Here is a 24,988-nt window from a genome sequence, read left to right as displayed (position 1 = left end):
GCATGGATTATTTCGAAGTTTTCATCAGCATTCTCGGTTCTGCGATCCGCCTGTCGATCCCACTGCTGTTTACTGCACTCGCTGGCCTGTTTTCCGAGCGCGCCGGTATTTTTGATATCGGGCTTGAAGGCAAGATGCTGGTATCGGCGTTCGCTTCGGCCTGCGTCGCCTATTACACCGGCAACGCCTGGGCAGGACTTGGCGCAGGCATCGTCACCGCCATCCTGTTCTCCATGCTGCACGGCTTTGCCTCGATCACCAACCGCGGAAACCAGATCGTCTCCGGCGTGGCACTGAACTTCATCGCGGCGGGCCTCACCATCGTGCTCGGCCAGGCCTGGTTCAGCCAGGGCGGACGCACGGGACAGGTTCCTGCATCCGGCCGCTTCTCCAGCATCACTCTACCAGGCGCAGACACGATGCGGGAGGTGCCGATCATCGGACCGCTCTATGCGAACGTCATCTCCGGCCACAATATCCTCACCTATATCGCCTTCCTGATGGTGCCGCTGTCGTGGTGGATCCTCTACCGTACGCGCTTCGGCCTTCGTCTTCGTGCCGTCGGTGAAAATCCCGGTGCGGTCGATACGGCCGGCATCTCGGTCAGCTGGCTGCGCTACAGGGCGTTGATCGTCACAGGCTTCCTCGCAGGCTTTGCCGGTACTTATCTCGCGATCGCGCAGTCGGCGGCCTTCATCAACAACATGTCGGCCGGCAAGGGCTATATCGCGCTTGCGGCGCTCATCTTCGCCAAGTGGAAACCGGTGCCGGTCATGTTCGCCTGCCTGCTGTTCGGCTTCCTCGATGCCTTCGCGAATTTCATGCAGGGCAAGTCGCTTCCGCTGATCGGCGAGGTGCCGGTGCAGATTTTCCAGGCGCTGCCCTATATCCTCACCTGCGTGCTACTCGCCGGCTTTATCGGCATTGCCCGCCCGCCCAAGGCCGGCGGTGTCCCCTATACCAAGGAGCGCTGATCGCGATGTCCGAATTTTCGCCACACGACCTGTTCGAAGCTGCCCGCGATGCCATGTCGAAAGCGCATGCGCCCTATTCCAAGTTCCCGGTTGGGGCAGCAATCCTTGCCGACGACGGCAAGGTCTATCTCGGCGCCAATATCGAGAACCTGTCCTTCCCTCAAGGCTGGTGCGCCGAACCGACGGCAATCGGCGCCATGATCATGGGTGGCGGCAAGAAGGTGAAGTCGCTTGCGGTGATTGCCGAAAAGCTTCCGCTCTGCACGCCCTGCGGCGGCTGTCGACAGAAGATCTCCGAATTCGCCTCGGCCGATACGCTCATCTATCTCTGCGATGACGCCGGCGTGCAGAAGACCGTGACGATGGCAGAACTTCTGCCCTACGCCTTTGAGACGGATACGATCGGATGAGAGACGTCATCGATCTGCTCGTCGACCGGCTGGACGGCCTTATCCCGCGGCATGCGGTCGTGCTGGGGTCGGGCCTTGGAACGCTTGTGGAGGAAGTCCGCGATCAGGTCCGCATTCCCTATACGATGCTGGAGGGCTTTCCCGTCAGCGGCGTCACGGGCCATGCCGGCGAACTGGTCGCCGGCTACCTCGGCGAAGAGCCTGTGATCATGCTGTCCGGCCGGGCGCATTATTACGAGCACGGCGATGCCAAGGCGATGCGCTTCCCGATCGAGGTCATGCGCGGTCTCGGTGTCCAGACCCTGATCCTCACCAATTCCGCAGGCTCGCTCCGGGAAGACATGCCGCCGGGTTCGGTCATGCAGATCTCCGATCACATCAACTATTCCGGCATGAACCCGTTGATCGGCGAACGCGGCGACCAGCGCTTTGTCGGCATGACCTCGGCCTATGATGCGGGCCTGACGCTGGATATGCGCAATGCCGCGATACGAGCCGGCATTCCGCTGTTTTCCGGCGTCTACATGTGGTTCTCAGGCCCGAGCTTCGAAACACCTGCGGAAATTCGCATGGCCCGAACGCTCGGCGCCGATGCCGTCGGCATGTCCACCGTGCCGGAAGTCATCCTCGCCCGCTATTTCGGTATGAAGGTCGCAGCAGCGTCCGTGATCACGAATTTCGGCGCCGGGATGACAGGCGCCGAACTCAGCCACGATGAAACCAAGGATATGGCACCGGTCGGCGGCCAGCGGCTGGCTGCCGTCCTCAAGGAAATGCTGGCCTGATTCCCGTTTCAATTCAGCTGGATAGCTGTCCGTCGGCGACCTCCCGGGTCCCGACGGCTTGCATATAATCCTTTCAACGATAAATATGTCCGCTCTTTAAGGGAGGCAGATCATGGAACTGCATAGTCCACGCGAAGCAGCATCCTTTGCGCTCTCGCTTCTTGACCTTACGAACCTGCGCGACGACTGCGACGATGCCGCGATCGAGACATTGTGCGCGCGGGCGCAGACCCCGTATGGGGCCGCGGCCGCAATCTGCATCTGGCCGCGTTTCGTCGCCCATGCGCGCGGGATCCTGGGGCACGGTCACAAGGTCCGTATTGCCACGGTGGTGAATTTTCCAGGCGGTGACCTGCCGGTCGCCTCCGTGGTCGAAGAGACCCGGCAGGCCGTGGAAGATGGCGCCGACGAGATCGATCTGGTCATTCCCTATCGCAAGCTGATGGCGGGCGATGAGCAGGCGGTGACCGACATGGTCGAGGCCGTGCGCGCGGCCTGCCCGCAATCCTGCCTCAAGGTCATTCTCGAGACAGGAGAACTGAAGGACGCATCGCTCGTGGGACGCGGCTCGGAACTCGCGATCGCTGCCGGTGCCGATTTCATCAAGACTTCTACAGGCAAGGTGTCCGTCAACGCCACACTGGAAGCGGCAGACAGCATGCTGCGGGCCATCCGCGCCTCCAAGAAGCGCATCGGCTTCAAGCCCGCCGGTGGCATCAGCACAGTCGCGGATGCGGATCTGTACCTCCGGCTTGCCGAATCGACCATGGGTCCGAACTGGCTCATGCCGTCGACATTCCGCTTCGGCGCGTCCAGTCTTCTCGACGATATCCTGGGCGTGTTGAGCGGCGCACCCGCATCCCGCGCTTCCACCGGCTACTAGGCGCCATGATCCCGCAGGAGATCATCCGTCGCAAACGCGATGGCGAGGTTCTGTCATCGAATGACATCGCCGCATTCATCGCGGCGATGACGGATGAGACGATCTCCGAAGGGCAGGTTGCAGCCTTCGCCATGGCCGTCTTTTTCAAGGGCATGTCGCGGGACGAAACGATCGCGCTGACGCTGGCGATGCGCGATTCCGGTCGTGTGCTGCAATGGTCGGATGCCGGGCGCCCGGTGGCCGACAAGCATTCGACCGGTGGCGTCGGCGACAATGTCTCGCTGATGCTTGCACCGCTTGCGGCCGCCTGCGGCCTCGCCGTTCCGATGATCTCCGGTCGCGGCCTTGGCCATACCGGCGGCACGCTCGACAAGCTTGAGGCCATACCCGGTTACGACGTGATGCCGGATGAAATGCGCCTGCGTGCCATCGTCCGGGATATCGGTTGCGCCATCGTCGGCCAGACACAGGAACTGGCACCGGCCGATCGCAGACTCTACGCCATCCGCGATGTCACCGCGACGGTAGAGGCCGTCTCTCTGATCACCGCCTCTATCCTCTCGAAAAAGCTTGCAGCCGGTCTCGAAACTCTGGTCCTCGACGTGAAAGTCGGCAGCGGTGCCTTCATGCGCTCCACGGCTGAAGCTGAGCTTCTGGCCCGCTCGCTGGTCGATGTCGCCAATGGTGCAGGTCTGAAGACCGTGGCGCTGCTGACGGACATGAACCAGCCGCTTGCCGATGCAGCCGGTAACGCGCTGGAGATCAGAAACTGTCTCTCGGTTCTCAAGGGAGAGAAAGTAGGGACGCGACTGGAAAGCGTCGTGATTGCCGAAACAGCGGAAATGCTGGTTCTGAGCAATCTCGTTGCGACGATCAAAGAGGCTGAAGAGGTTGCGCGACGGGCACTGGCATCCGGTGCAGCCCTGGAACGCTTTGCTCGCATGACCCATGCGCTGGGCGGTCCGGCAGATTTCTGCGATAGGCCGGCGGATGTCTATCTTGCAGAGGCGCCAGTCATTCGCCCGGTCCTCGCTCCTGCCGATGGCTTCCTCGCCAGCTGCGAAACACGGGCACTCGGCATGGCGGTGGTGGAGCTTGGCGGTGGCAGGCGCCGTGCCGGAGACGCGATCGATCACCGTGTCGGACTCGATGCCATTCTCCCGCTTGGCACCAAGGTCTCAAAAGGGCAGCCGATCGCCATGGTCCATGCAGCAACGCAAGACGATGCAGCACGCACCGTAGCCGACGTCACCGCCTGCTATTCGGTGTCTGACGAAGCGCCTGTCCTGCCGCCGGTCATCCTCGGTCGGGTCGAGTAATCGCTAAGGGATCAGCGTCAGGCTGCCATCTTCGACCTGGAAGGATTTCAGTTTTTTCAGGAAGGTCATGCCGATCAGCGTGCCGGAAAGCGCTTCGTCGCGCAGCACGAAGGCATCGACCTGTCTGACCCGGACGTTGCCGATCTCGATGCGGTCGAGGATGATGCGCGCGCCGTCCGTCTTGCCGTTCGCCGTATTCATCTGATACCGGAAATCGAGACTGTTGACCCCGAAGCCCAGCTTGCGGGCCGTGCTTTCGTTGATGGTGACTGCCGATGCGCCCGTGTCGACCAGCCCTTCCACCGTCTTGCCGTTGATCCTGAACTGGCCGTTGAAATGGCCCCTGCCATCGGCCGAAAGCCGTACCCGGCCGGGGGACACGGACGCTGGTTGGGCCTTGGCAGAGGTCGCCGTTTCCGCAGTGCCGCTGGCAGGCTCCGGCACGCGATCAACAAGCGTCATCACCGCCGGGATTTGCGTTGCAAGCAGAGCTGCGAGGCCAGCGAAAACAAGGGTGCGCAGAAGCATGGTCATCCTTTGCGAGTTCGCCTTGAAGGTAGCAAAGGACAATGAAAAAATGGCCCGCGAAAAGCTTCGCAGGCCATTGGCATGAAATCTAGGTAAGCAAAGTCTGAACTGCGTTACTTCGTGCCGTACATCCGGTCACCAGCGTCGCCGAGGCCGGGCATGATGTAGCCCTTTTCATTGAGGTGGCTGTCGATCGAAGCCGTATAGATCTTCACGTCGGGATGCGCGTCCTGGAAATTCTTGAGACCTTCCGGGGCTGCAAGAAGGCAGAGGAAACGGATGTTCTTTGCCCCACGCTCCTTGAGCTTTTCGATCGCGGCGATCGCCGAATTGCCCGTCGCGAGCATCGGATCAACGACAATCAGCAATCGCTCATCGAGATTTTCAGGCGCCTTGAAATAGTATTCCACTGGCTGCAGCGTGTCATGGTCTCGGTAGAGGCCGATATGGGAGACACGTGCGGATGGCACCAGCTCGAGCATTCCTTCCAGAAGGCCGTTGCCGGCGCGCAGGATCGAAACGAACACGAGCTTCTTGCCTTCGACGACAGGCGCCTGCATCTGCGTCAGCGGCGTCTCGATCGTCTCCATGGTGAGGTCGAGATCCCGCGTCACTTCATAGCAGAGAAGCATGGAAATCTCGCGCAACAGCCGCCGAAAGCCGGCCGTCGAGGTTTCCTTCTTGCGCATGATGGTCAGCTTGTGCTGCACCAGCGGATGATCGATGACAGTCACGCCGTCCATGGTTTTACCTCTCTGTTATCCGTGTCTTCATCCGGGAAAATGACCGCGCGCGCAAGTCGTCATTGTGCCGCGGTAGCGTCAAACCGGGCAAGCAGTGCGCCGCGGGTCGCCTCGTCCACAAAAGCCGCCTCGATCGCGACACGGGTCATGGCATCGATTTCGGCATCGCTAAAACCCATGACCTCCGCCGCAATGTCGTATTCACGGGCAAGCGAAGTCTTGAAGAACGGCGGGTCATCGGAATTGATGCACACGCGCACGCCCGCAGCCTTCAGGGCTTTCAAGGAATGGCTCTCGAAATCCGGAAAAACCTGCAGCGCAATATTCGAACCGGGGCAGACTTCCAGCACGGTTCCGAGCTCGGCCAGCCGCTCCACCAAAGCCGGATCTTCGATGGCGCGAACGCCGTGGCCTATCCGCGATGGACGCACGAGATCGAGCGCGTCGGACACGCTGAATGCCCCGCAGACTTCGCCGGCATGGATCGTCAGACCAAGGCCCGCGTCGCGAGCAATATCGAATGCACGCGCATAATCGGCAACGCGGCCCATACGCTCCTCGCCGGCCATGTTGAAACCCGTGATCAGCGGGTTCCGGCATCGGGCGGCGTATTCCGCGGCGGCAATCACGCTGTCAGGGCCGAAATGCCGCTCGCCGGTCACGATGATGCGTGTCTCGATCCCGGTCTTTTCCTTCGCGGCGTGAATACCGTCGCAGAGACCGGCGAGATAGGCGTCGGCACCGAGCCCGATGCGGTCGCCATGATCAGGCGATACGATGATCTCGCTGTAAATCGTGTTGCAGGCGGCAAGCTCGCAGAGATAGGTCTCCGTCAGCAGCGCATAGTCGGCTTCTGTTCGGAACAACGAGGCGATGGCGTCGTAGCTCAGGATGAACTCGGAAAAATCCTTCCAGGTATAGGTGTCACCGGAGAGGAGAGGGGCGATGTCCACGCCGTATTTCTGGGCTTGCGCCCGTGCCAGATGCGGCGGCGTGGCACCTTCGATGTGGCAGTGGATCTCGGCCTTTACAAAGTTCTTCGTCACAGAAAACTCCATCCGTGTCTTCCGGCGGGAATGCGGAGATGGGCAGCGACTGTCTCACCGATATCGGCGAAAGTCGGCCGAAGCCCGATCGAGCGGGAGCGAATGCCGGGACCGAACGCCATGATCGGCACCCGCTCGCGTGTGTGGTCGGTGCCGCGCCAGGTCGGATCGCAGCCGTGGTCGGCGGTGATGATCACCATATCGCCCGGCTGGAGGCGGCGATGCACTTCCGGAAGCGACCGGTCGAACTCTTCGAGAGCGGCCGCATAGCCCGCGACGTCGCGACGGTGTCCGTAGAGCATGTCGAAATCGACGAAGTTGGTGAAGACGAGATCGCCTTGCTCGGCTTGCGCCATCGTGTCGAGCGTCGCATTCATCAGGGCGTGGTTGCCGTTTGCCTTGATCACGCGGCTGATGCCCTGGTGCGCGAAGATATCACCGATCTTGCCGACGGCGTGGACGGTTCGGCCCGCCGAAACCAGCCGGTCGAGCAATGTCGGCTCCGGCGGCAGCACTGAATAGTCGCGCCGGTTGCCGGTTCGCTCGAACGTCTCCGGCGTGTCGCCAGTGAATGGTCGGGCAATTACCCTTCCGATATTCAAGGGATCGAGCAGCGTCCGCACGGTCTCGCACAGCTTCAACAACCGCTCCAGCCCGAAATGGGTCTCGTGCGCGGCGATCTGGAAGACGCTGTCGCTGGACGTATAGCAGATCGGCTTGCCCGTCCGGATATGCTCTTCTCCGAGTTTTGCAATGATGTCTGTGCCCGAAGCGTGGAAGTTGCCGAGAATGCCGGGGATTTCGGCTTCGCGGCAGATCGCCTCGACGAGTTCGGGCGAAAACGCATCGCCTTCGGTCGGGAAATAACCCCAGTCGAAGGTGACCGGCGTGCCGGCGATTTCCCAATGTCCCGACGGCGTGTCCTTGCCGAGCGACAGTTCGTTTGCCGCGCCGTGAAGGCCGAAGACGCGTTCGGGCCGCTGCATGCCGATCGGGTAGTCGCCGCTGGCAAGCTTTGCGATTTCGAGCAGGCCGAGCGAGGACATGTTCGGAAGGCTGAGCGGTCCCTGCCTCAAGCCGGCTCGGTCCGCGGCACCAGCGGCGCAGAATTCGGCAATATGGCCGAACGTGTTGGAGCCAAGGTCATTATACGCCTGCGCATCCTGGCCGCCGCCGACGCCGAAGGAATCGAGAACGAAGAGGAAGGCCCGTGCCATCTGTCACCCGGAAATTGAAATCGCCTGTGCGGACAAGTGACACAAATCACCTGCCCGGATGGCGATACATATAGTCGCGCGATCATGTTGGCAAAGGGGAAGCAGAGGACCGCGTCAGCAGCCGTTACAGTCGATACTGGTTCCGACGCGTTGACGGTAGTAGTACTGGCGGCTGAGCGTGATCGTCTGGAGCTGAGGTGGAAGCAGTCCCGGCATGATCATCAGCAACTTGTGCGTAACCGATAGCTCTGTACGCACCAGAAACGTGCTGGCTGTGCGCATGTCGCTCGGAACGTTGACGGTGCTGCCCACCGCGTACGGCTTGCCGTTAGACTGATCCCACGACCAGGCAACGGTCGGATTGCTGTTTGCGTCCAGCTGCACGCCGGTGATCTTCAGGCTCAGGTTCTGCGGCGCGTAGGGCGCAAAGATGCTGCCCGTCACATCCTTCATTGTGGCAAGCCACGTCGGGGTCACGCTCGCCTGCTGGGTCGTAATGTCGGCAATCGTGCTTGCGGAACTCGCGGTTCGCTTGGAGACACTGAGCGCAATCGTCAGCTCGAATGCCGTGATGTAGAGAAAGATCAGAAGCGGCACGATCAACGCGAACTCGACGGCGCCCGCGCCCTTCGTGTCAAGGATCAATGCCCTGAAGCGGCAGAGCCATCCGGTCTGTGCAGCCCGCCTGGTTGTTGGGGTCGCCATCACGGATAGTCCTCGTTCTGGAATGCAGCCGTTTCGACGATCAGGAAGTAGTTGGGCCGTGTCCCGTTGGTTGGCCGGACATTGGTTATGTAGGGCCGCACCAGATCGGTGATGACCTCCCATTTGTAATAGGCCCTCAGCATATTGACGGTCTTTGGCCCGCCCGGCGAATAATAGTTGATGGAGGCCGTATCCAGTTCGCCGAAAGCGGTGTTTGCGGGCGTCCGGGGCACTGTCTTCGGGATCGCCGAAAAGCTCGTAAAGCTGCGAACGTCGAGCCAGAGCTTGTTCGGGGTCGCGATTTCCGATGCATCGCATTTGATCAGGATCGCAATCTCGCCGCAGAACGCGGTCCGGAATTTCGTCCGGTCCATATCGGTGCCGGGACGGCCGAGAGCGTAGGTGATGTTGCCTGTTCTGATCTTGCGGGCCATCGTGTCGACGGCATTGGCAACCAGTTGCTCGCCGGCGAAGGCAACAAAGGTTTCGATGATGGCAAAGACGATCACGAAATAGGGGATGGCCAGGAGCGCAAATTCGATCGCCGCGGCACCATCCGTGGACCGGCTGAACCGGCGCCATGGACGCCGAGAGTGCGTCGCCGGCACGCGCGACGCGCCAGCGCCGTCAGTGTGCCTATCGTTCTGATGCATTGCCGCCCCCGGTCCATTCGAGCCGCAATACTAGGAGGGGAATATTGATATTCCGTTGCCGAATGGGATTAGAGTTTAGGCACCTGTGTCCACGTAGAGCAGGTCGGGCGACGCAGCTGGGCAATTTTGTGTCTGGCGTCGTGTCAGATCAAGGCCGTCAGGGCGTTGCACCAGCCGTATTCTTGAATTCCACATGCTGCTCGCAGTTGGGCGTGCAGGAGAGAACAGAGCGCTCGGTCTGACGGTACACGCGAACCGTATTGCCTTCGTCAATGGAGACGAGAATACGTTCGTCGGCAATTGCATTGCCATCCTCATCGAGTAGGACGAGATTGGTCGTTCCAAACGCACGGCCTGTCAGGACGATGGTTGTCGGGTCGGCCACGGTCGCGTCGGCGACTTCCGCGTTGCCAACAATCACCTTGGCCACTGGCCTATCCAGTTTCAGCACCCGCGCGTGATTCATGAACACGCGCACAAGGCCGTCTTCCTGCGCCAATGCCGGGCCGCTGAGGCTTGTGGCAATGCCGCAAAGGCATGCGAAGGCAACGAGCATTTTGCGCACAACCATCGTGGTGGCCTTTGAATCGATGAACAGTCGTGTCTCAAAGATGGCGTGGAATGGTGAATGAAGCCTTAAGTAAACATCTCGAGGCTGAGCTTTCCGAAACGTTAACCAATGATGAAAGGAGCAAGAGCGGCATTTCCGTGCAAAAATGCGGCTGCAAATATCCCATATCCGCATGTTTATGATATTTTATTAGGTAAATATAATGTTCGGGGACGCAGTTTTCGATTTGAATGATGCTGTTGGTGGGTTGTTTACCCAATGTGCCGTATCAGCGGAGTTAACACTTTGGAAAGGTTCTTCGTTAAGTCGATAGCAATCGTCTAGGGTTAGTTTGGGTTATCCGAACAGCGGAAAACAGTTGTCGGTAAGTGCTGAACCGTAGGTGGGAATAGGAGATTCCATGTCCAAGATTTTTGCTCGTTTTATGAAGGATGAGTCTGGTGCGACCGCCATCGAGTATGGCCTCATCGCAGCTCTCATTTCCGTGGCCCTGATCGCCGGTGCGACCACGCTCGGCGGCGCTCTGAACAACCAGTTCAAGAACCTCGCTACCAAGCTGAACCAGCAGTAAGTTCTTAAGAACCGTGATGTCTATGTGTAGACCGCCCCACTAGGGGCGGTTTTACAGCTTTAGGCCTTGATACATAAGATCGAGGGACGCGGCGCCAAAAGGATGCTTGAAATGGTTGTCATTGTAACCTTGATCGTTCCATTCTGTCTTGCGCTCGCTGCCATCAGCGATCTTTTCACCATGAAGATCCCGAACAAGCTGTCTGCCGCTATCCTCGTTTCGTTTCTCGTCTTCGCACCGCTGGTCGGTCTCGGATGGGCGGACTATGGGATGAGTATTGCCGCAGCTTCCGCTGTGTTTGCTGTGTGCTTCATGCTGTTTGCGATGAACGTTATGGGTGGCGGCGATGCCAAGCTTCTGACGGCAACGGCAATCTGGTTCGGGTTTACGCCCGCCCTGATTTCGTTTCTGGTCACCGTCGCCTTCGTCGGCGGATTTATTACACTCATCTTCCTGCTGTTGAGAGCAAACGCCAATACAGCAATGGCAATGGGGATCCGCCTGCCGGCTTCGCTGGTGACAGAAAGCAAGATTCCCTATGGTATCGCGATCGCGATCGGCGGCTACTTGACCTTCCAGCAGTCGCCCGTCGTCAATCTTGTGCTTCTGGCCGCAAGCTAATCGACGCGCACGGCAGGGTAACATTGCGTTAACCCAAATCGTAAGCTTCCTATTAACCATAATTACACCATTCCGGCGCATGCTCTCGAGGATTGATTTGTATTCCTCCGAGGAAGCTCATGAAGCCCGCTCGTCTTATGATTCTCGCAGTCGCAGTTGTAGCGGCAGGTCTTGCCGGCCTGCTGGCGATGCGCCTTACTGGTCAGAAGGGCCCGGACCTCGTCGAGACGGTCATCCAGCGGGAGCCGACGACGAAAGTTCTCGTTTCGGCTGAGAACATTCCCGTCGGCAGCCGGCTCAATGACAAGTCGGTTCAGTGGGTAGAGTGGCCGAACGGCAGCGTCGTCGAAGGCTTTATCACGAGCGACGCCCGGCCGGATGCCATCGCCGATGTCGCCGGCTCCGTCGTGCGCCTGCCGATCTTCAAGGGCGAGCCAATCCGCGCCGAGAAGATTGCAGACTCCTCCAGCCGCATCATGTCCTCGCTGCTTCCGTCCGGAAAGCGCGCTGTCGCGACCGAAATTTCCGTGGCCACCGGGGCTGGCGGCTTCGTGCTCCCCAATGATCGCGTCGATGTGATCATGGTGCGCGAGAACAAGGACAGCGGCAATTTCATCACCGAAAACGTCCTCAACAACGTCCGGGTGCTCGCGATCGACCAGCAGATCCAGGAGGCGCCGGATGGCAGCAAGTCGGTGGTCGGAACGACCGCCACGCTGGAACTGACCCCCGATCAGGCAAAGATCATCACGGTGGCGCAGCAGATGGCAGAGCGCCTGACGCTTGCTCTCCGTTCGGTCGCGGATGCCCAGGAAGCCGATACGGTTGCAGCAGATTATCTGCTGCATGGCGGCGGCAAGGCAGAGGTCCAGGTCATCAAATCAGGGGCGATCGTCAAAAGTTCTGCCTCACAGCAGACGAAGTGAACGGGGCGGGCACATGAGCAAGCTAAGAGCCAGAATTCGTAGGTCCTCGGTCGCCGGGATAGCCCTCTGCCTGTCGGTATCGGGTTTTCCAGGCGGATACGCGCCGGTCGGTCTGTCGGTCCGCGATGCAGTCGCCGCTTCCGATGCCAACCTTATCCGCATCACCGAAGGCGGCCCTGGCGTGAAACGCCGAGTCCAACTCGGTTTGAACAAGGCGCTGGTTGTCGATCTCCCGGCCGATGCGCACGACATCCTGGTCGCCGATCCTTCGCTTGCCGATGCGGTCACGCGAACCTCGCGCCGCATCTACCTGTTCGGGAAGACTGTCGGCCAGACCAATATCTTTGTGTTCGGCCCGAACGGCGAGGAGATCGTCAGTCTCGACGTAGAGATCGAACGCGACATCTCCGGTCTGCAGCAGAACCTTCGCCGGTTCCTGCCGGAATCCGACATCAAGGTCGAGATCATCTCCGACAACATCGTGCTGTCGGGCACGGTGCGCACGCCGCAGGATTCGTCGCAGGCGGAAAAGCTCGCGCGCGCCTTCTTGAAGGGCGGTGAAGCAACTACCCGCAACATCACCGCACAGGGCAATAACGGCGATGCGGATATCTTCGCCGAAAACCGCCAGCAGTCGCAGATCGTCAACCTGCTGACGATCGAGGGCGAAGACCAGGTCACGCTCAAGGTCACGGTTGCGGAAGTCAGCCGCCAGGTCCTGAAACAGCTTGGTTTCAACGGCTCGATCAGCGGCAACAAGGGTAGCTTTTCCTTCTTCAATCCTGCGAATCTGGGGAATGCTGTCAGTCTGGGAAGCCAGGGGGCATTGTCTGGCTCCGTTGGTGCAGCCACTCTCGCCACAACCATGAATGCCATGGAACAGGCCGGCGTCATGCGCACGCTTGCCGAACCAAGCCTGACGGCGATTTCGGGTCAGCAGGCTAAATTCTATGTTGGCGGCGAGTATCGACTGCCAGCGGAGCAGGAAGTCAACGTTGACGACGAAACCCGCAAGACGACGGTCAACCGATCCATCACCACCGTGGACTATGGCATCGAGCTGAATTTCAAGCCGATCGTTCTGTCGCCTGGCCGTATCAGTTTGAATATCGAAACCAATGTTTCGGAGCCGACCTATGAGGGTTCCGTAACGACGGGCAACGGCACAAGCCTGAGCGTTCCGGGCAACACATACATGTCGATCCGCAAGCGCGAAGCCTCAACCACGGTCGAGCTTCCCTCCGGTGGTTCGATCGTCATCGCCGGCCTCGTGCAGGACAATGTCCGCCAGGCGATGTCTGGACTGCCGGGCATCTCCAAGGTTCCGGTCTTCGGTACGCTGTTCCGCAGCAAGGACTTCATCCGCAACGAGACCGAACTCGTCATCATCGCGACGCCCTATCTCGTAAGGCCTGTGGCCCGCAACGAGATCGCCCGCCCGGATGACAACTTCAATCCTGAGAACGACGCGGCTTCCTTCTTCCTGAACCGCGTCAACAAGATCTACGGCCGCAATGAGCCGGCCAAAAGCGGTGGCAGCCAGTATCATGGCTCCGTCGGCTTCATCTACAAGTAAGCGGGGATCGATCATGACCATCACATCGACATCGGCCTCCGCTGCAAAGCGTCGCCAAATCCGGTCTGCCCTGGGCATTGCGGCACTTGCCGCGCTTTTGTCCTCCTGCGGCAACAACATGACGACCGGCTCGGTTCCAGACGACTACCGCACCCGTCATCCGATCGTTCTGGCGGAGGGTGAATCCTCGTTGGATATTCCGATTGGATCGGGCGACGTTCGTCTGACGATCGGACTGCGCGACACGGTGAAGGGTTTCGCACAGCGGTTCGTATCCTCGCCTGCCGGCGTCATCCAGGTCCAGGTTCCGCAGGGCTCATACAATGCCGGTGCTGCATCGCATCTGGCTGGCGACGTTCGCCGCACCCTGATCGCCAACGGCATCAAGCCGCAGCGCATCCTGATGACGAGCTATGGAGCCTCGCCGACCGGCGATGCGGCCCCGATCCGGCTTTCCTTCGTCACGACAAAGGCGATGACCGGCCAGTGCGGCAAATGGCCGGCAGACCTGTCGAACGATACCTACAACAACAGCAACTGGTACAATTTCGGCTGCGCCTCGCAAAACAATCTGGCCGCCCAGATCGCCAACCCGTCGGACCTGATTGCTCCACGCGGAATGACGCCGATCGATGCCACGCAGCGCGCCGGTGTGATCCGCAGTTACCGCGGCGAGACGACAAGCAGCGACAGTGGCAGCGGCACGACGATCAACATCAACGGCAACTGACGGCGGCCTTGAACCGGAGAGAACCATGAGCGCGATCAACTACGAAATTCGCGGTTCCGGCCAAGAGGAGATCTCGGGCGTCGAGCCGGAGCGGAACGGCGACATGGAGGCCCTGCGGCCTCTGCCGCGCATTTCCATCCACGCCTTTTGCGAAAGCGACACCATGCAGCGGATGATGGACCGCATGGGCCGCGACCGGCGCATGGCAAAAGTCAATCTGCGTGTCACAAGCGGCAGCGTTGCTGCAGCCGCCAACATGTTTGCGTCGTCACCAACCCCGAATCTGGTCATTCTCGAGACCGATGCGGAGCCAAGAAACCTGCTGCACGAGCTGACACCGCTTGCGGAAGTCTGCGACCCGACGACCCGTGTGATCGTCATCGGGCGCTATAACGATATCCCGCTTTACCGCGAACTGATCCGCAACGGCATATCGGAATATCTTGTCGGTCCTGTCGAGATGGCGGACATGCTGGCATCGATTTCGGCCATTTTCGTCGATCCGGAAGCTGAACCTCTGGGCCGTTCGATCGCCTTTGTCGGCGCCAAGGGTGGCGTCGGTGCATCGACCATTGCGCATAACTGCGCATTCGGCATTTCCAGCCTGTTCTCCACCGAAACCATTCTTGCCGATCTCGACCTGCCGTTCGGGACCGCCAATATCGATTTCGATCAGGATCCGGCCCAGGGTATTGCCGAAGCGGTGTTTGCACCCGAGCGCCTCGACGAAGTTTTTCTCGATCGCCTGCTGACCAAATGCTCCGAACACCTCTCGCTTCTGGCCGCCCCCTCGCTGCTCGACCGGGCCTATGATTTCGACAGCATGGCTTTCCAGCCGATCATCGAGGTCCTGCAGCGCTCGGCGCCCGTGGCTGTTCTCGATATCCCGCATGGCTGGTCGGAATGGACCCGTTCGGTTCTCGCGTCGGTGGACGAGGTGGTCATCTGCGCCGCTCCCGACCTTGCCAACCTGCGCAACACCAAGAACATGATCGATGCGCTGAAGAAGCTGCGTCCCAACGACCGCGCTCCGCATCTCATCCTCAACCAGGTCGGCATGCCGAAGCGCCCGGAGATTGCGCCTGCCGATTTCGTCGAGCCGCTTGAAATCGAACCGATCGCCATCCTGCCTTTCGATGCGCAGTTGTTCGGCAATGCCGCAAACAGCGGTCGGATGATCTCGGAGATCGACGCAAAATCTCCGATGGCCGAAACCTTCTCGCAGATCGCTCACATCGTCACCGGTCGGGTGGCCATGAAGAAGGCGAAAAAGGGCGGTCTCGGCAAGGTCATGCAGATTCTCGGCCGCAAATAGTCAGACGTTTAGGGACTGGATCAAATCATGTTTGGAAAGCGCGGAAACGAAGGTTCTGGGAAGAGCGTCGGCTTGATGCCGCCCGTCTCTGCGCCGCCTGCCATGACGCCGCAATCGGCCATGAAATCCACAGCACCGGAGATTCTGGCCGAGCCCGTGCGCGATACAGGCGGAGTACGCCAAGCCGTCGCACCGCCACCGCTTGCGCCACCGCCTGCCGGTCGCCGTCGCCAGGCCCGCACCGAACAGTATTACGATACCAAGAGCCAGGTTTTCTCAGCACTTATCGATACGATCGATCTGTCGCAACTTGCCAAGCTCGATGCCGAGAGCGCGCGCGAGGAAATCCGCGACATCGTCAACGACATCATCACGATCAAGAATTTCGCGATGTCGATTTCCGAGCAGGAGGAACTGCTCGAGGACATCTGCAACGACGTGCTGGGCTATGGTCCGCTGGAGCCGCTTCTGGCCCGCGACGACATCGCCGATATCATGGTCAACGGCGCCGGCCAGACCTTTATCGAAGTCGGCGGCAAGACGATCGAGTCGGAGATCCGCTTCCGCGACAACGCGCAGCTCCTGTCGATCTGCCAGCGCATCGTCAGCCAGGTCGGCCGCCGCGTCGACGAAAGCTCGCCGATCTGCGACGCCCGTCTGCCGGACGGTTCGCGCGTCAACGTCATCGCGCCGCCACTGGCGCTCGACGGGCCTGCCCTCACCATCCGCAAGTTCAAGAAGGACAAGCTGACGCTCGATCAGCTGGTCAAGTTCGGAGCGATTACGCCTGAAGGTGCAACTGTTCTGCAGATCATCGGCCGCGTCCGCTGCAACGTCGTCATTTCCGGTGGTACCGGTTCGGGCAAGACCACGCTTTTGAACTGCCTGACGAGCTATATCGACAAGGACGAGCGCGTCATCACCTGCGAGGATACGGCCGAACTGCAATTGCAGCAGCCGCATGTCGTGCGTCTTGAAACCCGGCCGCCGAACATCGAAGGTGAGGGCGAGATCACCATGCGCGACCTCGTCAAGAACTGCCTGCGTATGCGCCCGGAACGCATCATCGTCGGCGAAGTGCGCGGACCTGAAGTCTTCGACCTGTTGCAGGCAATGAACACCGGTCACGACGGCTCGATGGGAACGATCCACTCCAACACGCCACGCGAATGCCTGAGCCGTATGGAATCGATGATCGCCATGGGCGGCTTCACCCTGCCGGCTAAGACCGTTCGCGAGATCATCACCGGATCGGTCGACATCATCATCCAGGCGGCACGTCTGCGCGACGGTTCCCGCCGCATCACCCAGATTACCGAGGTGATCGGCATGGAAGGCGACGTGATCGTCACCCAGGACCTGATGCGCTACGAAATCGAAGGCGAGGATGCCAATGGTCGCCTGATCGGCCGCCACGCATCGACCGGTATTGCCAAGCCGCATTTCTGGGATCGCGCACGCTACTTCGGCGAGGAGCGCCGTCTGGCGGCAGCTCTCGACGCGATGGAAATGGTAAAATCTTGAGAGCGGATCAGAGATAGGTTTCGCGGGAGCGACGGATGTTCGGACTGGATATGACCGTTGTGTTGATCATCGCTCTGGCGGCCGTGGCCGCCGGTGCGGTCTGCTATGCGCTGCTGTTTTCCCGCATCGAGGTCGAGAAAAAGACCGATGCGCGGTTGAGCCGGGTCAAGAGTGCGGAAACCGACCTGACCCGCATGAAGGCATCGCGGGATCGGGTCCAGGAGCTTTCCAAGCGCCGCAAGTCGGTCCAGGACAGCCTCAAGGACCTCGAAAAGCAGCAGCAGGAAAAAAACAAGAAAATGGGCGACCGCAGCCTGAAGGCGCGGCTGCCGCAGACCGGTCTGTCTCTCACCGTCCCACGCTTCTACGTCTACAGCGCCTTGTTCGGACTTTTCGTCTTTCTGGTGACGTTGATCGCCGGCTTGCCGCTGCTTGGCGCCACCGGTGCCGCGTTTGCGGCGAGCCTTGGGTTTCCGCGCTGGGTCGTCGGTTTCCTGATCAGACGCCGTCAGGCCAAGTTCCTGGACGAGTTCGCCAATTCGCTGGATGTCATGGTTCGCTCGATCAAGTCGGGACTGCCTCTCAATGATGCCATCCGGCTGATCGCGTCGGATGGTCAGGAGCCGGTCAAGACCGAGTTCCGGCGCGTGGTGGACTCCCAGCAGATCGGCCTCAGCATCCCCGAAGCCTGCGCACGCATGCTGCAGACGATGCCGCTTTCGGAAGTCAACTTTTTCGCCATCGTCATCGCCATCCAGAGCCAGGCTGGCGGCAATCTTTCCGAAGCGATCGGCAATCTTTCGCGCGTCCTGCGCGAGCGCAAGAAGATGAAGGCCAAGGTGAAGGCGCTGTCGATGGAAGCCAAGGCTTCCGCGTGGATCATCGGCTCATTGCCCTTCGTCGTGTCGACGCTCGTCTATCTGACCTCGCCGGACTACATATCGATCCTTTTTACAGACCCACGCGGCCATATCATCATGCTCTTCTCCGCAGTCTGGATGGGCATCGGAATTTTCGTGATGCGCAACATGATCAACTTCGAGATCTGAGGAGAACCGCACGTGAAGGATCTCGCCGCCACTTTAACCGATCCGGCCATGTTGTTTGCGCTTCTGGTCGCCGTCGCAGTGTTTGCGACCTGCTACACGCTGGCGATCCCCTTCATGGAAAAGGGAACGCTCGACAAGCGCATGAAAGCGGTTTCGACCGAGCGCGACGCAATCCGCGCCCGTGAGCGCGCGCGAATGAACGATCTGTCGAAGGCATCGCTGCGCACCCAGAACAACCGCTCTGCAAGTCACATCGTCGACCGGTTCAATCTGCGCGAAGCGCTTGTCGATGCCAATACGGTGAACAAGCTGCGCGCCGCAGGTCTGCGCACCCAGAACGCCCTCAACTTGTTCCTGGCGGCGCGTTTCATCCTGCCGTTCTGCTTCCTCGCAGCAGCCGCGGTGTGGATCTTCGTGCTTGGCAATCTGGAATCCAAACCGATTGCCATCCGCATGCTGGCGGCCATCGGGTTCGGCTATCTGGGCTTCTACGCTCCCAACATCTATATTTCCAACCGTATGAAAAAGCGGCAGCATTCGATCAAGAGAGCCTGGCCCGATTCGCTCGACCTGATGCTGATCTGCGTGGAGTCAGGGATCTCGATCGAAGCCTCCATGCGCCGGGCGGCCGAGGAGATCGGCACCCAATCGCCTGAATTGGCGGAAGAACTGGTGTTGACCACGGCGGAGCTGTCCTTCCTTCAGGATCGGCGCACGGCTCTCGAAAACCTCGGCATCCGCACTCAGCTTGATATTGTGAAGGCCGTGGCGCAGGCGCTGATCCAAGCCGAACGCTATGGTACGCCCATCGCGCAGGCTTTGCGCGTTCTGGCTCAGGAAGGCCGTGACGAGCGCATGAATGACGCAGAAAAGAAGGCCGCGGCACTTCCGCCAAAGCTGACGGTCCCGATGATCCTGTTCTTCCTGCCCGTCCTCATCGCCGTGATCCTCGGCCCGGCCGGCATCCAGGTCTCAGACCGGTTCTGAGAAAATTACCTGATCAATGTTTTTGCACGAGCAAGCTGCCAGAGTCTTTCGGCATCTTCGGAGTTGAAGGCTTTCCACGATGCAAACCGCAACCCGCCAGACTTGAGCCTCATGACCAGATGGGCTCGCGTCCTTGTTGCACGTTTGACCATCGACCATGGAATATAGAGCATGGCACCGGCAGCATCACTGGCAGTCATGCCGTTTTCATCAATGGCGTAGGCGATGGCCTTGTTCGCTTTCGGCAAGAACGCCCATTTCACGGTGCAGCAAACCGTTAACAATACAGGGTAACCGATCAAGCCCACGAGAAGGGGTTTCCACGCATTCTGTACAGATAGCCGGATTGCTTCCAACGGGAATTCGGAAATAGGCGCGATGCCGCTGACTGAGTAGTAATACAGTCCAATTCCAAGCACGGGCAAGGACATACAGACAGCAAATATCGCACTGTGGCGAACGATGGTGTGCCTCAGCATGTTCAGGTTATCAGTTTGTGTAAGTGTCGTGGATCCGTGGATTGGTCCAGGCTCGCCATTGTTCAAGAATACCTCCCATCTTCCGTCGTAATCTGTGAGCTTACGGGCTCGCCTTACAGAATTTCAATACGAGAGAAGAATTCGGGACACAATCTTAAATTGGACTTCCATCTCGGGCTGCAAACGTTTCTGAACACGCAATACCAGATTGGATTTGTAGCGTTATTTTGGGTTTCGCGGCTCAATTGACCGCCGTCGTGCCCTTGTCGCTGTCGGCGAGTTTGCGCCAGGAGTTCTGCTGGGAGAGCATGGAGCGCAGGTAGGTCACGTTGGCATCGGCCTGCTGCTGGGAGAGTTCGCGGCGGGCAATGCCTTCAGCCTCTGCGAAGCGACCCTGCAGACCGACGACGAGCGCCAGGTTCTGGCGAACGCGGCTGTCGGCACCCGGCTGCTGCGAGGCGTTCTTCATGTAGCTTTCGGCAGTCTTCAGATCGCCGGAGAGAACGTAGGACATGCCGAGGTTGGACATGACCGTCGGCTCGTTCGGCCGTGTGTTCAGGGCCTGGCGATATTTCGCGCGAGCTTCCTGCGAGCGGCCGAGCTGATCGAGAACGGCACCTTCCGCCGAATAGAGGCGCCAGTCGGGATGGTCAGGCGTCTGCGCGCGGTTGATCGTTGTCAGTGCCTGTTCGAGCTGGCCGGCACCTGCCTGTGCCTTGCCATATGCGGAAAGGACATCGCGATCTGCAGGATGCGCAATCGCCACCTGCTGCATTACGGCGAGTGCCTGGGTGTTCTTGCCGGTCATGCCGAGAACGTTGGCATAGCGCAGGCCGATATCCTTGTTGCTCGGGTTCTTGACATAAGCAGCGCCGATGGAGCGTTCCGCTTCAGCGAGTTCGCTTGCGTTCATGCCATCCAGCGGCGCAGCGGAGATCCTCTGGGGAATCGAGCCCGTCGTCAGCGTATCGCGCTTGCTCGTGGTACACCCCGTCACAGACAGTGCCAGAAGAACGATCGCGGTTGCCTGCGCAAGCGGCGCGAGCGCGAACAGCCGGGACGAGCGAGACGGGGTGGCGACAGATGCAGTCATCGATGGCGATCTCGTTGGGGGCGTCGTTCAATCGTCGTCCGGTCTAGCAGCCGATTGTCGTCGGCGCTTTGCGAACACATTTGAAAGAAAGGAATAAACTGTTAACCCTAACAGACCGTTAAAATGAACGTTTCCAGATCCTTGCGAAGGTTGCCATGACCCCATACCAGCATACCGTCCGTCCAGCATTGTTCAGCCAGAAGGGCGCTACGACCCGGCCCGTCCACGCCGTCACGCCCGCGGATCTGGAGAACGGTCGTCTCGACACGGCGGTCACCGACTGGGCGAAGGCTGCAGGCTTCAAGGCCGAAGCCGGCGCATTCACCTTGCTGCCGGGCAAGAACGGCGGCGTTGCCGGCGCGCTGTTCGGACTGGGCAAGAACCCGTCGGAGCAACCGTTCGTCGCGGGAAAGCTGTCAAAGCTGCTTCCGCCAGGTGATTGGCATCTGGAAGGCGAGGGCGTATCGCCCGAGCAGTTCGCGCTCGGATTTGGTCTCGGCAGCTATTGCTTCAGCCGCTACAAGACTGAAAAGTCGAAGGATGTCCGCCTCGCCATTGGAGCTTCTGCGGATGCGGCAGATCTCGAGCGCCAGCTTGCCGGTGTGTTCCTCGCCCGCGATCTCGTCAACATCCCGACCAACGAGATGGGGCCGGACGAACTGGACGCAGCCTTCCGGGCGCTCGGCGCGCACTACGGCGCAACCGTCACCACGATCGTCGGTGATGACCTGCTGACACAGAACTTCCCGCTCATCCACACGGTCGGTCGCGCCAGCGCCTCGCAGCCGCGTCTCCTCGAGATGCGCTGGGGCAAAAAGGGCGATCCGCGAGTCACGCTTGTCGGCAAAGGCGTATGCTTCGATACCGGCGGTCTCGACATCAAGGGCGCCGCCAACATGGCGCTGATGAAGAAGGATATGGGCGGTGCCGCCAATGTCATGGGTCTTGCGCTGATGATCATGGATGCAGGCCTGGCGATCGATCTTCAGGTTCTTGTCCCCGCGGTCGAAAACTCGATCTCATCCAACGCCTTCCGTCCCGGCGACATCTACAAGAGCCGCAAGGGCATCACCGTCCAGATCGACAATACCGATGCGGAAGGCCGGCTCGTGCTGGCCGATGCGCTTGCCTATGCGGATGAGACCCCGCCGGACCTGCTGATCGACATGGCGACGCTGACGGGTGCCGCACGCGTCGCGCTCGGCACCGAACTCGCCCCCTATTTCACCGACGACGAGGATCTTTCCACCAGACTTACGGCAGCAGCAGGATCGCAGGCGGATCCGATGTGGCGACTGCCTTTGTGGATGGGCTACGACAAGGACATCCGGTCCCGCGCCGCCGACATCACGAACGCGCCTTCCGGTGGTATGGCCGGTGCGATTACCGCGGCGCTGTTTCTCAAACGCTTCGTCACGGCCGCAAAGAGCTGGGTGCATTTCGATATCTATGCCTGGGTTGCAGCGGACAAGCCGCATGCCTCCGTCGGCGGCGAAGCATTCGCGATCCGGGCGCTCTACAAGGTCATCAAGGACATGGCGGCGAGGTAAGGTCGCGGGCGCGGAAGATGCGGTGCCAAACGAAGCGGTAAGATCTCGCACCTAAGATGCTCGACACAAGCAATCTTGGAGGCGGGATGTCCGCAGACCTAACCGCAACGCAGGCACTCGGCCTCTGGCATCGCGTTTCGCTGGAACAGGTGAAGCGCGACGAGCGGGATCTTACCCTGCGCCAGTTGTCGATCCTCCTGCATATCTATCTCGTGCCGCCGCCCCACACGGTGCGTGGCTTGGCCGCCACCCTCGACGTCACCAAGCCGGTGATCACCCGCGCACTCGATACGATGGGTGCGCTCGGTCTGGTCGATCGGGTGAGGGACGAGCGCGATCGCCGCAATGTCGTGATAAAGCGGACCGTGGCCGGCGCCCTCTACCTCGAAAATCTCGGCGACCTCATCATCCGTGAAAGCCGCCGCACGGCTGCCGCATAGTGCGACGAACCTGCTGATAACTCCGATCTGACCCTGGAACACAAAAAGATGACCGATCTCGACAGACGCCTCCATGCCTTCCGTGCCGACCTTGCCGATGCGGCGCTCGAAGGTCGCGTCGATGCCCCCCGCTTCGTGCAGGGCGTCGCAGCCCAAATCGCCGTCCCCGTTGCCCCGCTTCGACCTTCACCGGATCTGGAAAGCGGGATCGATACGCAACTTCTGTTCGGTGAAACCGTGCGCGTCTTCGACCGCAAGGACGGCTTCGTCTGGGTCCAGGCCGATCAGGATGGCTATGTCGGTTACCTCCCGGACGTGATGCTCGACGTCGTCGAACAGGCGACGCACCGTATCGCCACGCAGCGCACCTTCGTCTATCCGGGCCCGGAATTGCGCAAGCCGCCGCTTCGCGCACTGTCGATGGGCAGCCGCGTGACGATCGTCGGCAAAAGCGAAACCCGCGGCACCCACTATTTCACGCTGGCCGGCGGCGGCGCCGTAATTGCCGACCACTGCCTGCCGATCTCGGAAGTTGCCGGCGACGACTATGTCGCGGTCGCTCTCCGGTTCCTGGAAACGCCCTATCTCTGGGGCGGGCGCACGGGCTTCGGCATCGACTGCTCCGGCCTCGTCCAGCTGTCGATGGCGATGATCGGAAAACCGGTACCGCGTGACAGCGACATGCAGGCAGCCTTTGGTGAGAGAATCGATGCGGAGGATCTCCGCCGCGGCGATCTCGTCTTCTGGAAGGGCCATGTCGGTATCATGGAAGACCCGGAAACCCTGCTCCACGCCAACGGCCACACGATGACTGTGGCGCGCGAAAATTTCAAAGCCGCTGTGGAGCGGATAGGCTGGCTCTATGGACAGCCGACAGATTACCGCCGCTTTCCATGATCCGGGCGCAACGATCACGCAAATGTGGGATCGCATCCGCTGGCACCGTGGCGTTGCACCTCTTATTTCGTGAAGGTGATAGAGTGCCGACAGGGACAGAAAAATGCTGAAGGGTGCATGGATTTTACCAGCCGCGATGCTGATGGGGGTCGTCGTAACGGCCCTTGTTCCTGATGACACGATGGCTGCGGAAGGCGACGTGTTCACCCAGTCGCCCCAGACCTTCTTCAAGAACCTGCCCGGCGTGAAACCGACGGAAAGCCTCGTCAAGTCGGATCCTGATTCCTATTCGTGCACCAGTGATATCGGCTACGTCTCGGAATTGAGGTCAGGGCCGGGCGCCCGCTTCTGGGATGACGTGCCGCGGCGGCTGTATCACTGCGAAACGAACAACGGCATTCGCTATACGGGCACGCAGATGCCGAATACGCACTGGGTCCCAGGCATCAACCCGCGGCATCTTCCGAAGTAGAGCGGAGGTGTTTGCGAGGCTTAACACGTCTCTCTCGGATTGGGGTTGACGCTGAGAGGCATTCGCTAGGTCATCAGCCCGCGGATATACTGGCGCAATTCGCATTCCTCGCGAGGGACGCGTTTGACGCTGAATATCCCGTCGAAGGTTGATACACCGATATGTGGAGAGCGCATCGACCGGGGTACGCGCTGCGCATAGACCGCGCCGTTGCCTGATCTAATCTGGTCGATCAACTCCGGCGTAATTTTGATGGCCGTGCAGTAATCGCAGAAGGTAATCGGGTGAGCGTAGTTTACGCCCGCCATTGAAAGGCTCGCTGCGACGGTAGGAGGGATGACCTCTTCGCTATTGAACCCGCACGGAGCCATAGGAAAATTCTCGACGAATAGGCGCGCAATCCGAGCGAATATGCGATTGCTGTAGAACTGGCCTTCTGCCTGCCCAGCGAAGTACGACGTTAGCCCGAGACTGGCGACGAAGTTGCGGACGGACATATCGCTCGCGACGTCGGTGCGGAAACCTCCCCAATCTGCAGCAAGGTCGTAGATCTGGACATGAGACCCCATTGCATACCTGGACACATACTCACTAAGCCCTGGCTTCACGAGAAGTTCGTTGGATGAAATCAGAACGACGCGATCGAAGTCGGCGCCCCGCTCAAGCGCGTAGAGATAGTTGCTGACATGCGTATGGAGGAGGCCCGCGTTCCATCTGGTTTCGTATGAACTAGGATTGATCAGGACATTCGGAAGGTCGCACTCCCGACGAAACTCGTCCTGCAGCGCGGCGGCTCCCGCTGATATGTGGATGGCAATTGTTGAGCCGGGGCAGAAGTAATTAATGTTTGCAATTTGATCCCGCACGATGGCGGGCATTTCATGGACCGGCAGGGAAAAGAGGATTTTGGTCATCAACGGGCCT

Annotated in this window: 28 protein-coding genes; 18 read left to right on the top strand and 10 right to left on the bottom strand. The window is 60.0% G+C overall.

Annotated features, from left to right (window positions below; all coding sequences use genetic code 11):
* Positions 1–2 precede the first annotated feature (2 nt).
* The 5 genes from IFT59_RS17715 to deoA all read left to right on the top strand — a co-directional run bounded on the left by IFT59_RS17715 (position 3) and on the right by deoA (position 4,371).
* Positions 3–974: an ABC transporter permease gene (locus IFT59_RS17715; protein WP_192087669.1), complete on the top strand. Its 972-nt coding sequence runs from the start codon at positions 3–5 to the stop codon at positions 972–974.
* Between the two features lie 5 nt (positions 975–979).
* Positions 980–1,384 (top strand): cytidine deaminase, encoded by a 405-nt coding sequence (locus tag IFT59_RS17710; protein ID WP_062454134.1) that lies wholly within the window; start codon positions 980–982, stop codon positions 1,382–1,384.
* The gene (locus IFT59_RS17705; protein WP_192087668.1) at positions 1,381–2,169 is read left to right on the top strand and encodes a purine-nucleoside phosphorylase; all 789 of its coding nucleotides are present in this window, start codon (positions 1,381–1,383) and stop codon (positions 2,167–2,169) included. Before IFT59_RS17710 ends, IFT59_RS17705 begins: the two co-directional genes overlap by 4 nt.
* A gap of 112 nt (positions 2,170–2,281) precedes the next feature.
* Positions 2,282–3,052 carry a deoxyribose-phosphate aldolase gene (deoC, locus tag IFT59_RS17700; protein ID WP_192087667.1) on the top strand — a complete coding sequence of 257 codons (771 nt, stop codon included), beginning with the start codon at positions 2,282–2,284 and terminating at the stop codon, positions 3,050–3,052.
* Positions 3,053–3,057: 5 nt separating this feature from the next.
* A complete protein-coding gene (gene deoA / locus IFT59_RS17695) occupies positions 3,058–4,371 on the top strand; it encodes a thymidine phosphorylase (RefSeq protein ID WP_192087666.1) in 1,314 nt (437 codons plus the stop codon).
* 3 nt (positions 4,372–4,374) lie between these two features.
* Here the strand turns inward: deoA and IFT59_RS17690 are convergent, their stop codons facing one another.
* From IFT59_RS17690 to IFT59_RS17660, 7 genes are all read right to left on the bottom strand, one after another.
* The gene (locus IFT59_RS17690) at positions 4,375–4,899 is read right to left on the bottom strand and encodes a TIGR02281 family clan AA aspartic protease (protein WP_192087766.1); all 525 of its coding nucleotides are present in this window, start codon (positions 4,897–4,899) and stop codon (positions 4,375–4,377) included.
* A gap of 113 nt (positions 4,900–5,012) precedes the next feature.
* A complete protein-coding gene (gene upp, locus IFT59_RS17685) occupies positions 5,013–5,642 on the bottom strand; it encodes a uracil phosphoribosyltransferase (RefSeq protein WP_062454129.1) in 630 nt (209 codons plus the stop codon).
* A 59-nt stretch (positions 5,643–5,701) separates the two neighbouring features.
* Entirely contained in the window at positions 5,702–6,688 is a 987-nt protein-coding gene (locus tag IFT59_RS17680) for an adenosine deaminase (RefSeq protein ID WP_192087665.1), read from the bottom strand.
* Positions 6,685–7,905, bottom strand: coding sequence for a phosphopentomutase (locus tag IFT59_RS17675; RefSeq protein WP_192087664.1), 1,221 nt, complete (start codon positions 7,903–7,905; stop codon positions 6,685–6,687). The genes IFT59_RS17680 and IFT59_RS17675 overlap by 4 nt, the downstream gene beginning before the upstream one ends.
* 114 nt (positions 7,906–8,019) lie before the next feature.
* Positions 8,020–8,610 (bottom strand): TadE/TadG family type IV pilus assembly protein, encoded by a 591-nt coding sequence (locus IFT59_RS17670; RefSeq protein ID WP_092663895.1) that lies wholly within the window; start codon positions 8,608–8,610, stop codon positions 8,020–8,022.
* A complete protein-coding gene (locus IFT59_RS17665) occupies positions 8,610–9,263 on the bottom strand; it encodes a TadE/TadG family type IV pilus assembly protein (RefSeq protein WP_192087663.1) in 654 nt (217 codons plus the stop codon). The genes IFT59_RS17670 and IFT59_RS17665 overlap by 1 nt, the downstream gene beginning before the upstream one ends.
* 157 nt (positions 9,264–9,420) lie before the next feature.
* On the bottom strand, positions 9,421–9,819 hold the full coding sequence (locus IFT59_RS17660) for a pilus assembly protein N-terminal domain-containing protein (RefSeq protein ID WP_092664131.1): 399 nt from the start codon (positions 9,817–9,819) through the stop codon (positions 9,421–9,423).
* A gap of 415 nt (positions 9,820–10,234) precedes the next feature.
* On the opposite strand from IFT59_RS17660, the gene IFT59_RS17655 reads away from it, so the two are divergent.
* The 9 genes from IFT59_RS17655 to IFT59_RS17615 all read left to right on the top strand — a co-directional run bounded on the left by IFT59_RS17655 (position 10,235) and on the right by IFT59_RS17615 (position 19,133).
* Positions 10,235–10,405 (top strand): Flp family type IVb pilin, encoded by a 171-nt coding sequence (locus tag IFT59_RS17655; RefSeq protein ID WP_062454124.1) that lies wholly within the window; start codon positions 10,235–10,237, stop codon positions 10,403–10,405.
* A 102-nt stretch (positions 10,406–10,507) separates the two neighbouring features.
* Positions 10,508–11,026 (top strand): A24 family peptidase, encoded by a 519-nt coding sequence (locus IFT59_RS17650; RefSeq protein WP_062454123.1) that lies wholly within the window; start codon positions 10,508–10,510, stop codon positions 11,024–11,026.
* Between the two features lie 119 nt (positions 11,027–11,145).
* A complete protein-coding gene (gene cpaB / locus IFT59_RS17645) occupies positions 11,146–11,952 on the top strand; it encodes a Flp pilus assembly protein CpaB (protein ID WP_062454122.1) in 807 nt (268 codons plus the stop codon).
* A 13-nt stretch (positions 11,953–11,965) separates the two neighbouring features.
* The gene (locus IFT59_RS17640) at positions 11,966–13,528 is read left to right on the top strand and encodes a type II and III secretion system protein family protein (protein WP_062454121.1); all 1,563 of its coding nucleotides are present in this window, start codon (positions 11,966–11,968) and stop codon (positions 13,526–13,528) included.
* Between the two features lie 13 nt (positions 13,529–13,541).
* Positions 13,542–14,258 (top strand): CpaD family pilus assembly protein, encoded by a 717-nt coding sequence (locus tag IFT59_RS17635; protein WP_062578688.1) that lies wholly within the window; start codon positions 13,542–13,544, stop codon positions 14,256–14,258.
* Positions 14,259–14,283: 25 nt separating this feature from the next.
* Positions 14,284–15,573, top strand: a complete 1,290-nt coding sequence (locus IFT59_RS17630) for an AAA family ATPase (protein WP_192087662.1) — start codon at positions 14,284–14,286, stop codon at positions 15,571–15,573.
* A gap of 27 nt (positions 15,574–15,600) precedes the next feature.
* On the top strand, positions 15,601–17,097 hold the full coding sequence (locus tag IFT59_RS17625; protein ID WP_062454118.1) for a CpaF family protein: 1,497 nt from the start codon (positions 15,601–15,603) through the stop codon (positions 17,095–17,097).
* A gap of 35 nt (positions 17,098–17,132) precedes the next feature.
* Positions 17,133–18,146 (top strand): type II secretion system F family protein, encoded by a 1,014-nt coding sequence (locus IFT59_RS17620; RefSeq protein ID WP_192087661.1) that lies wholly within the window; start codon positions 17,133–17,135, stop codon positions 18,144–18,146.
* Between the two features lie 48 nt (positions 18,147–18,194).
* Entirely contained in the window at positions 18,195–19,133 is a 939-nt protein-coding gene (locus tag IFT59_RS17615) for a type II secretion system F family protein (protein WP_062580105.1), read from the top strand.
* A gap of 5 nt (positions 19,134–19,138) precedes the next feature.
* Here IFT59_RS17615 and IFT59_RS17610 read toward each other — a convergent pair whose 3' ends face one another.
* Together IFT59_RS17610 and IFT59_RS17605 are read right to left on the bottom strand one after the other, a co-directional pair.
* Complete coding sequence (locus tag IFT59_RS17610) at positions 19,139–19,678, bottom strand: hypothetical protein (protein WP_156461795.1); 540 nt, start codon at positions 19,676–19,678, stop codon at positions 19,139–19,141.
* 175 nt (positions 19,679–19,853) lie between these two features.
* Positions 19,854–20,705: a tetratricopeptide repeat protein gene (locus IFT59_RS17605; protein WP_162734904.1), complete on the bottom strand. Its 852-nt coding sequence runs from the start codon at positions 20,703–20,705 to the stop codon at positions 19,854–19,856.
* 155 nt (positions 20,706–20,860) lie between these two features.
* Between IFT59_RS17605 and IFT59_RS17600 the strand changes: the two genes are divergently transcribed.
* From IFT59_RS17600 to IFT59_RS17585, 4 genes are all read left to right on the top strand, one after another.
* A complete protein-coding gene (locus IFT59_RS17600) occupies positions 20,861–22,255 on the top strand; it encodes a leucyl aminopeptidase family protein (RefSeq protein WP_192087660.1) in 1,395 nt (464 codons plus the stop codon).
* 86 nt (positions 22,256–22,341) lie between these two features.
* On the top strand, positions 22,342–22,695 hold the full coding sequence (locus IFT59_RS17595; protein WP_062454113.1) for a MarR family transcriptional regulator: 354 nt from the start codon (positions 22,342–22,344) through the stop codon (positions 22,693–22,695).
* Between the two features lie 48 nt (positions 22,696–22,743).
* Entirely contained in the window at positions 22,744–23,592 is an 849-nt protein-coding gene (locus IFT59_RS17590; protein WP_192087659.1) for a C40 family peptidase, read from the top strand.
* Between the two features lie 103 nt (positions 23,593–23,695).
* Positions 23,696–24,064: a hypothetical protein gene (locus IFT59_RS17585; RefSeq protein ID WP_062454111.1), complete on the top strand. Its 369-nt coding sequence runs from the start codon at positions 23,696–23,698 to the stop codon at positions 24,062–24,064.
* A 65-nt stretch (positions 24,065–24,129) separates the two neighbouring features.
* Here the strand turns inward: IFT59_RS17585 and IFT59_RS17580 are convergent, their stop codons facing one another.
* Positions 24,130–24,978: a hypothetical protein gene (locus tag IFT59_RS17580; protein WP_139283897.1), complete on the bottom strand. Its 849-nt coding sequence runs from the start codon at positions 24,976–24,978 to the stop codon at positions 24,130–24,132.
* Positions 24,979–24,988 lie beyond the last annotated feature (10 nt).

The organism is Rhizobium sp. CFBP 8752 (assembly GCF_014842035.1).
In the GTDB taxonomy this organism is placed as follows: Bacteria; Pseudomonadota; Alphaproteobacteria; order Rhizobiales; family Rhizobiaceae; genus Neorhizobium; species Neorhizobium soli.
Note: the sequence above shows the minus strand (reverse complement) of the source record. Positions and strands in the feature narration are given on the sequence as shown.

Coding starts and splice junctions, on each gene's coding strand:
- IFT59_RS17665 (WP_192087663.1), bottom strand. CDS start 9,263: ATGCATCAGAACGATAGGCACACTGACGGCGCTGGCGCGTCGCGCGTG.
- IFT59_RS17715 (WP_192087669.1), top strand. CDS start 3: ATGGATTATTTCGAAGTTTTCATCAGCATTCTCGGTTCTGCGATCCGC.
- IFT59_RS17690 (WP_192087766.1), bottom strand. CDS start 4,899: ATGCTTCTGCGCACCCTTGTTTTCGCTGGCCTCGCAGCTCTGCTTGCA.
- IFT59_RS17590 (WP_192087659.1), top strand. CDS start 22,744: ATGACCGATCTCGACAGACGCCTCCATGCCTTCCGTGCCGACCTTGCC.
- IFT59_RS17635 (WP_062578688.1), top strand. CDS start 13,542: ATGACCATCACATCGACATCGGCCTCCGCTGCAAAGCGTCGCCAAATC.
- deoA (WP_192087666.1), top strand. CDS start 3,058: ATGATCCCGCAGGAGATCATCCGTCGCAAACGCGATGGCGAGGTTCTG.
- IFT59_RS17595 (WP_062454113.1), top strand. CDS start 22,342: ATGTCCGCAGACCTAACCGCAACGCAGGCACTCGGCCTCTGGCATCGC.
- cpaB (WP_062454122.1), top strand. CDS start 11,146: ATGAAGCCCGCTCGTCTTATGATTCTCGCAGTCGCAGTTGTAGCGGCA.
- IFT59_RS17670 (WP_092663895.1), bottom strand. CDS start 8,610: ATGGCGACCCCAACAACCAGGCGGGCTGCACAGACCGGATGGCTCTGC.
- IFT59_RS17585 (WP_062454111.1), top strand. CDS start 23,696: ATGCTGAAGGGTGCATGGATTTTACCAGCCGCGATGCTGATGGGGGTC.
- IFT59_RS17710 (WP_062454134.1), top strand. CDS start 980: ATGTCCGAATTTTCGCCACACGACCTGTTCGAAGCTGCCCGCGATGCC.
- IFT59_RS17655 (WP_062454124.1), top strand. CDS start 10,235: ATGTCCAAGATTTTTGCTCGTTTTATGAAGGATGAGTCTGGTGCGACC.
- IFT59_RS17660 (WP_092664131.1), bottom strand. CDS start 9,819: ATGCTCGTTGCCTTCGCATGCCTTTGCGGCATTGCCACAAGCCTCAGC.
- IFT59_RS17630 (WP_192087662.1), top strand. CDS start 14,284: ATGAGCGCGATCAACTACGAAATTCGCGGTTCCGGCCAAGAGGAGATC.
- deoC (WP_192087667.1), top strand. CDS start 2,282: ATGGAACTGCATAGTCCACGCGAAGCAGCATCCTTTGCGCTCTCGCTT.
- IFT59_RS17650 (WP_062454123.1), top strand. CDS start 10,508: ATGCTTGAAATGGTTGTCATTGTAACCTTGATCGTTCCATTCTGTCTT.
- IFT59_RS17640 (WP_062454121.1), top strand. CDS start 11,966: ATGAGCAAGCTAAGAGCCAGAATTCGTAGGTCCTCGGTCGCCGGGATA.
- IFT59_RS17615 (WP_062580105.1), top strand. CDS start 18,195: ATGTTGTTTGCGCTTCTGGTCGCCGTCGCAGTGTTTGCGACCTGCTAC.
- IFT59_RS17625 (WP_062454118.1), top strand. CDS start 15,601: ATGTTTGGAAAGCGCGGAAACGAAGGTTCTGGGAAGAGCGTCGGCTTG.
- upp (WP_062454129.1), bottom strand. CDS start 5,642: ATGGACGGCGTGACTGTCATCGATCATCCGCTGGTGCAGCACAAGCTG.
- IFT59_RS17605 (WP_162734904.1), bottom strand. CDS start 20,705: ATGACTGCATCTGTCGCCACCCCGTCTCGCTCGTCCCGGCTGTTCGCG.
- IFT59_RS17675 (WP_192087664.1), bottom strand. CDS start 7,905: ATGGCACGGGCCTTCCTCTTCGTTCTCGATTCCTTCGGCGTCGGCGGC.
- IFT59_RS17620 (WP_192087661.1), top strand. CDS start 17,133: ATGTTCGGACTGGATATGACCGTTGTGTTGATCATCGCTCTGGCGGCC.
- IFT59_RS17705 (WP_192087668.1), top strand. CDS start 1,381: ATGAGAGACGTCATCGATCTGCTCGTCGACCGGCTGGACGGCCTTATC.
- IFT59_RS17580 (WP_139283897.1), bottom strand. CDS start 24,978: ATGACCAAAATCCTCTTTTCCCTGCCGGTCCATGAAATGCCCGCCATC.
- IFT59_RS17600 (WP_192087660.1), top strand. CDS start 20,861: ATGACCCCATACCAGCATACCGTCCGTCCAGCATTGTTCAGCCAGAAG.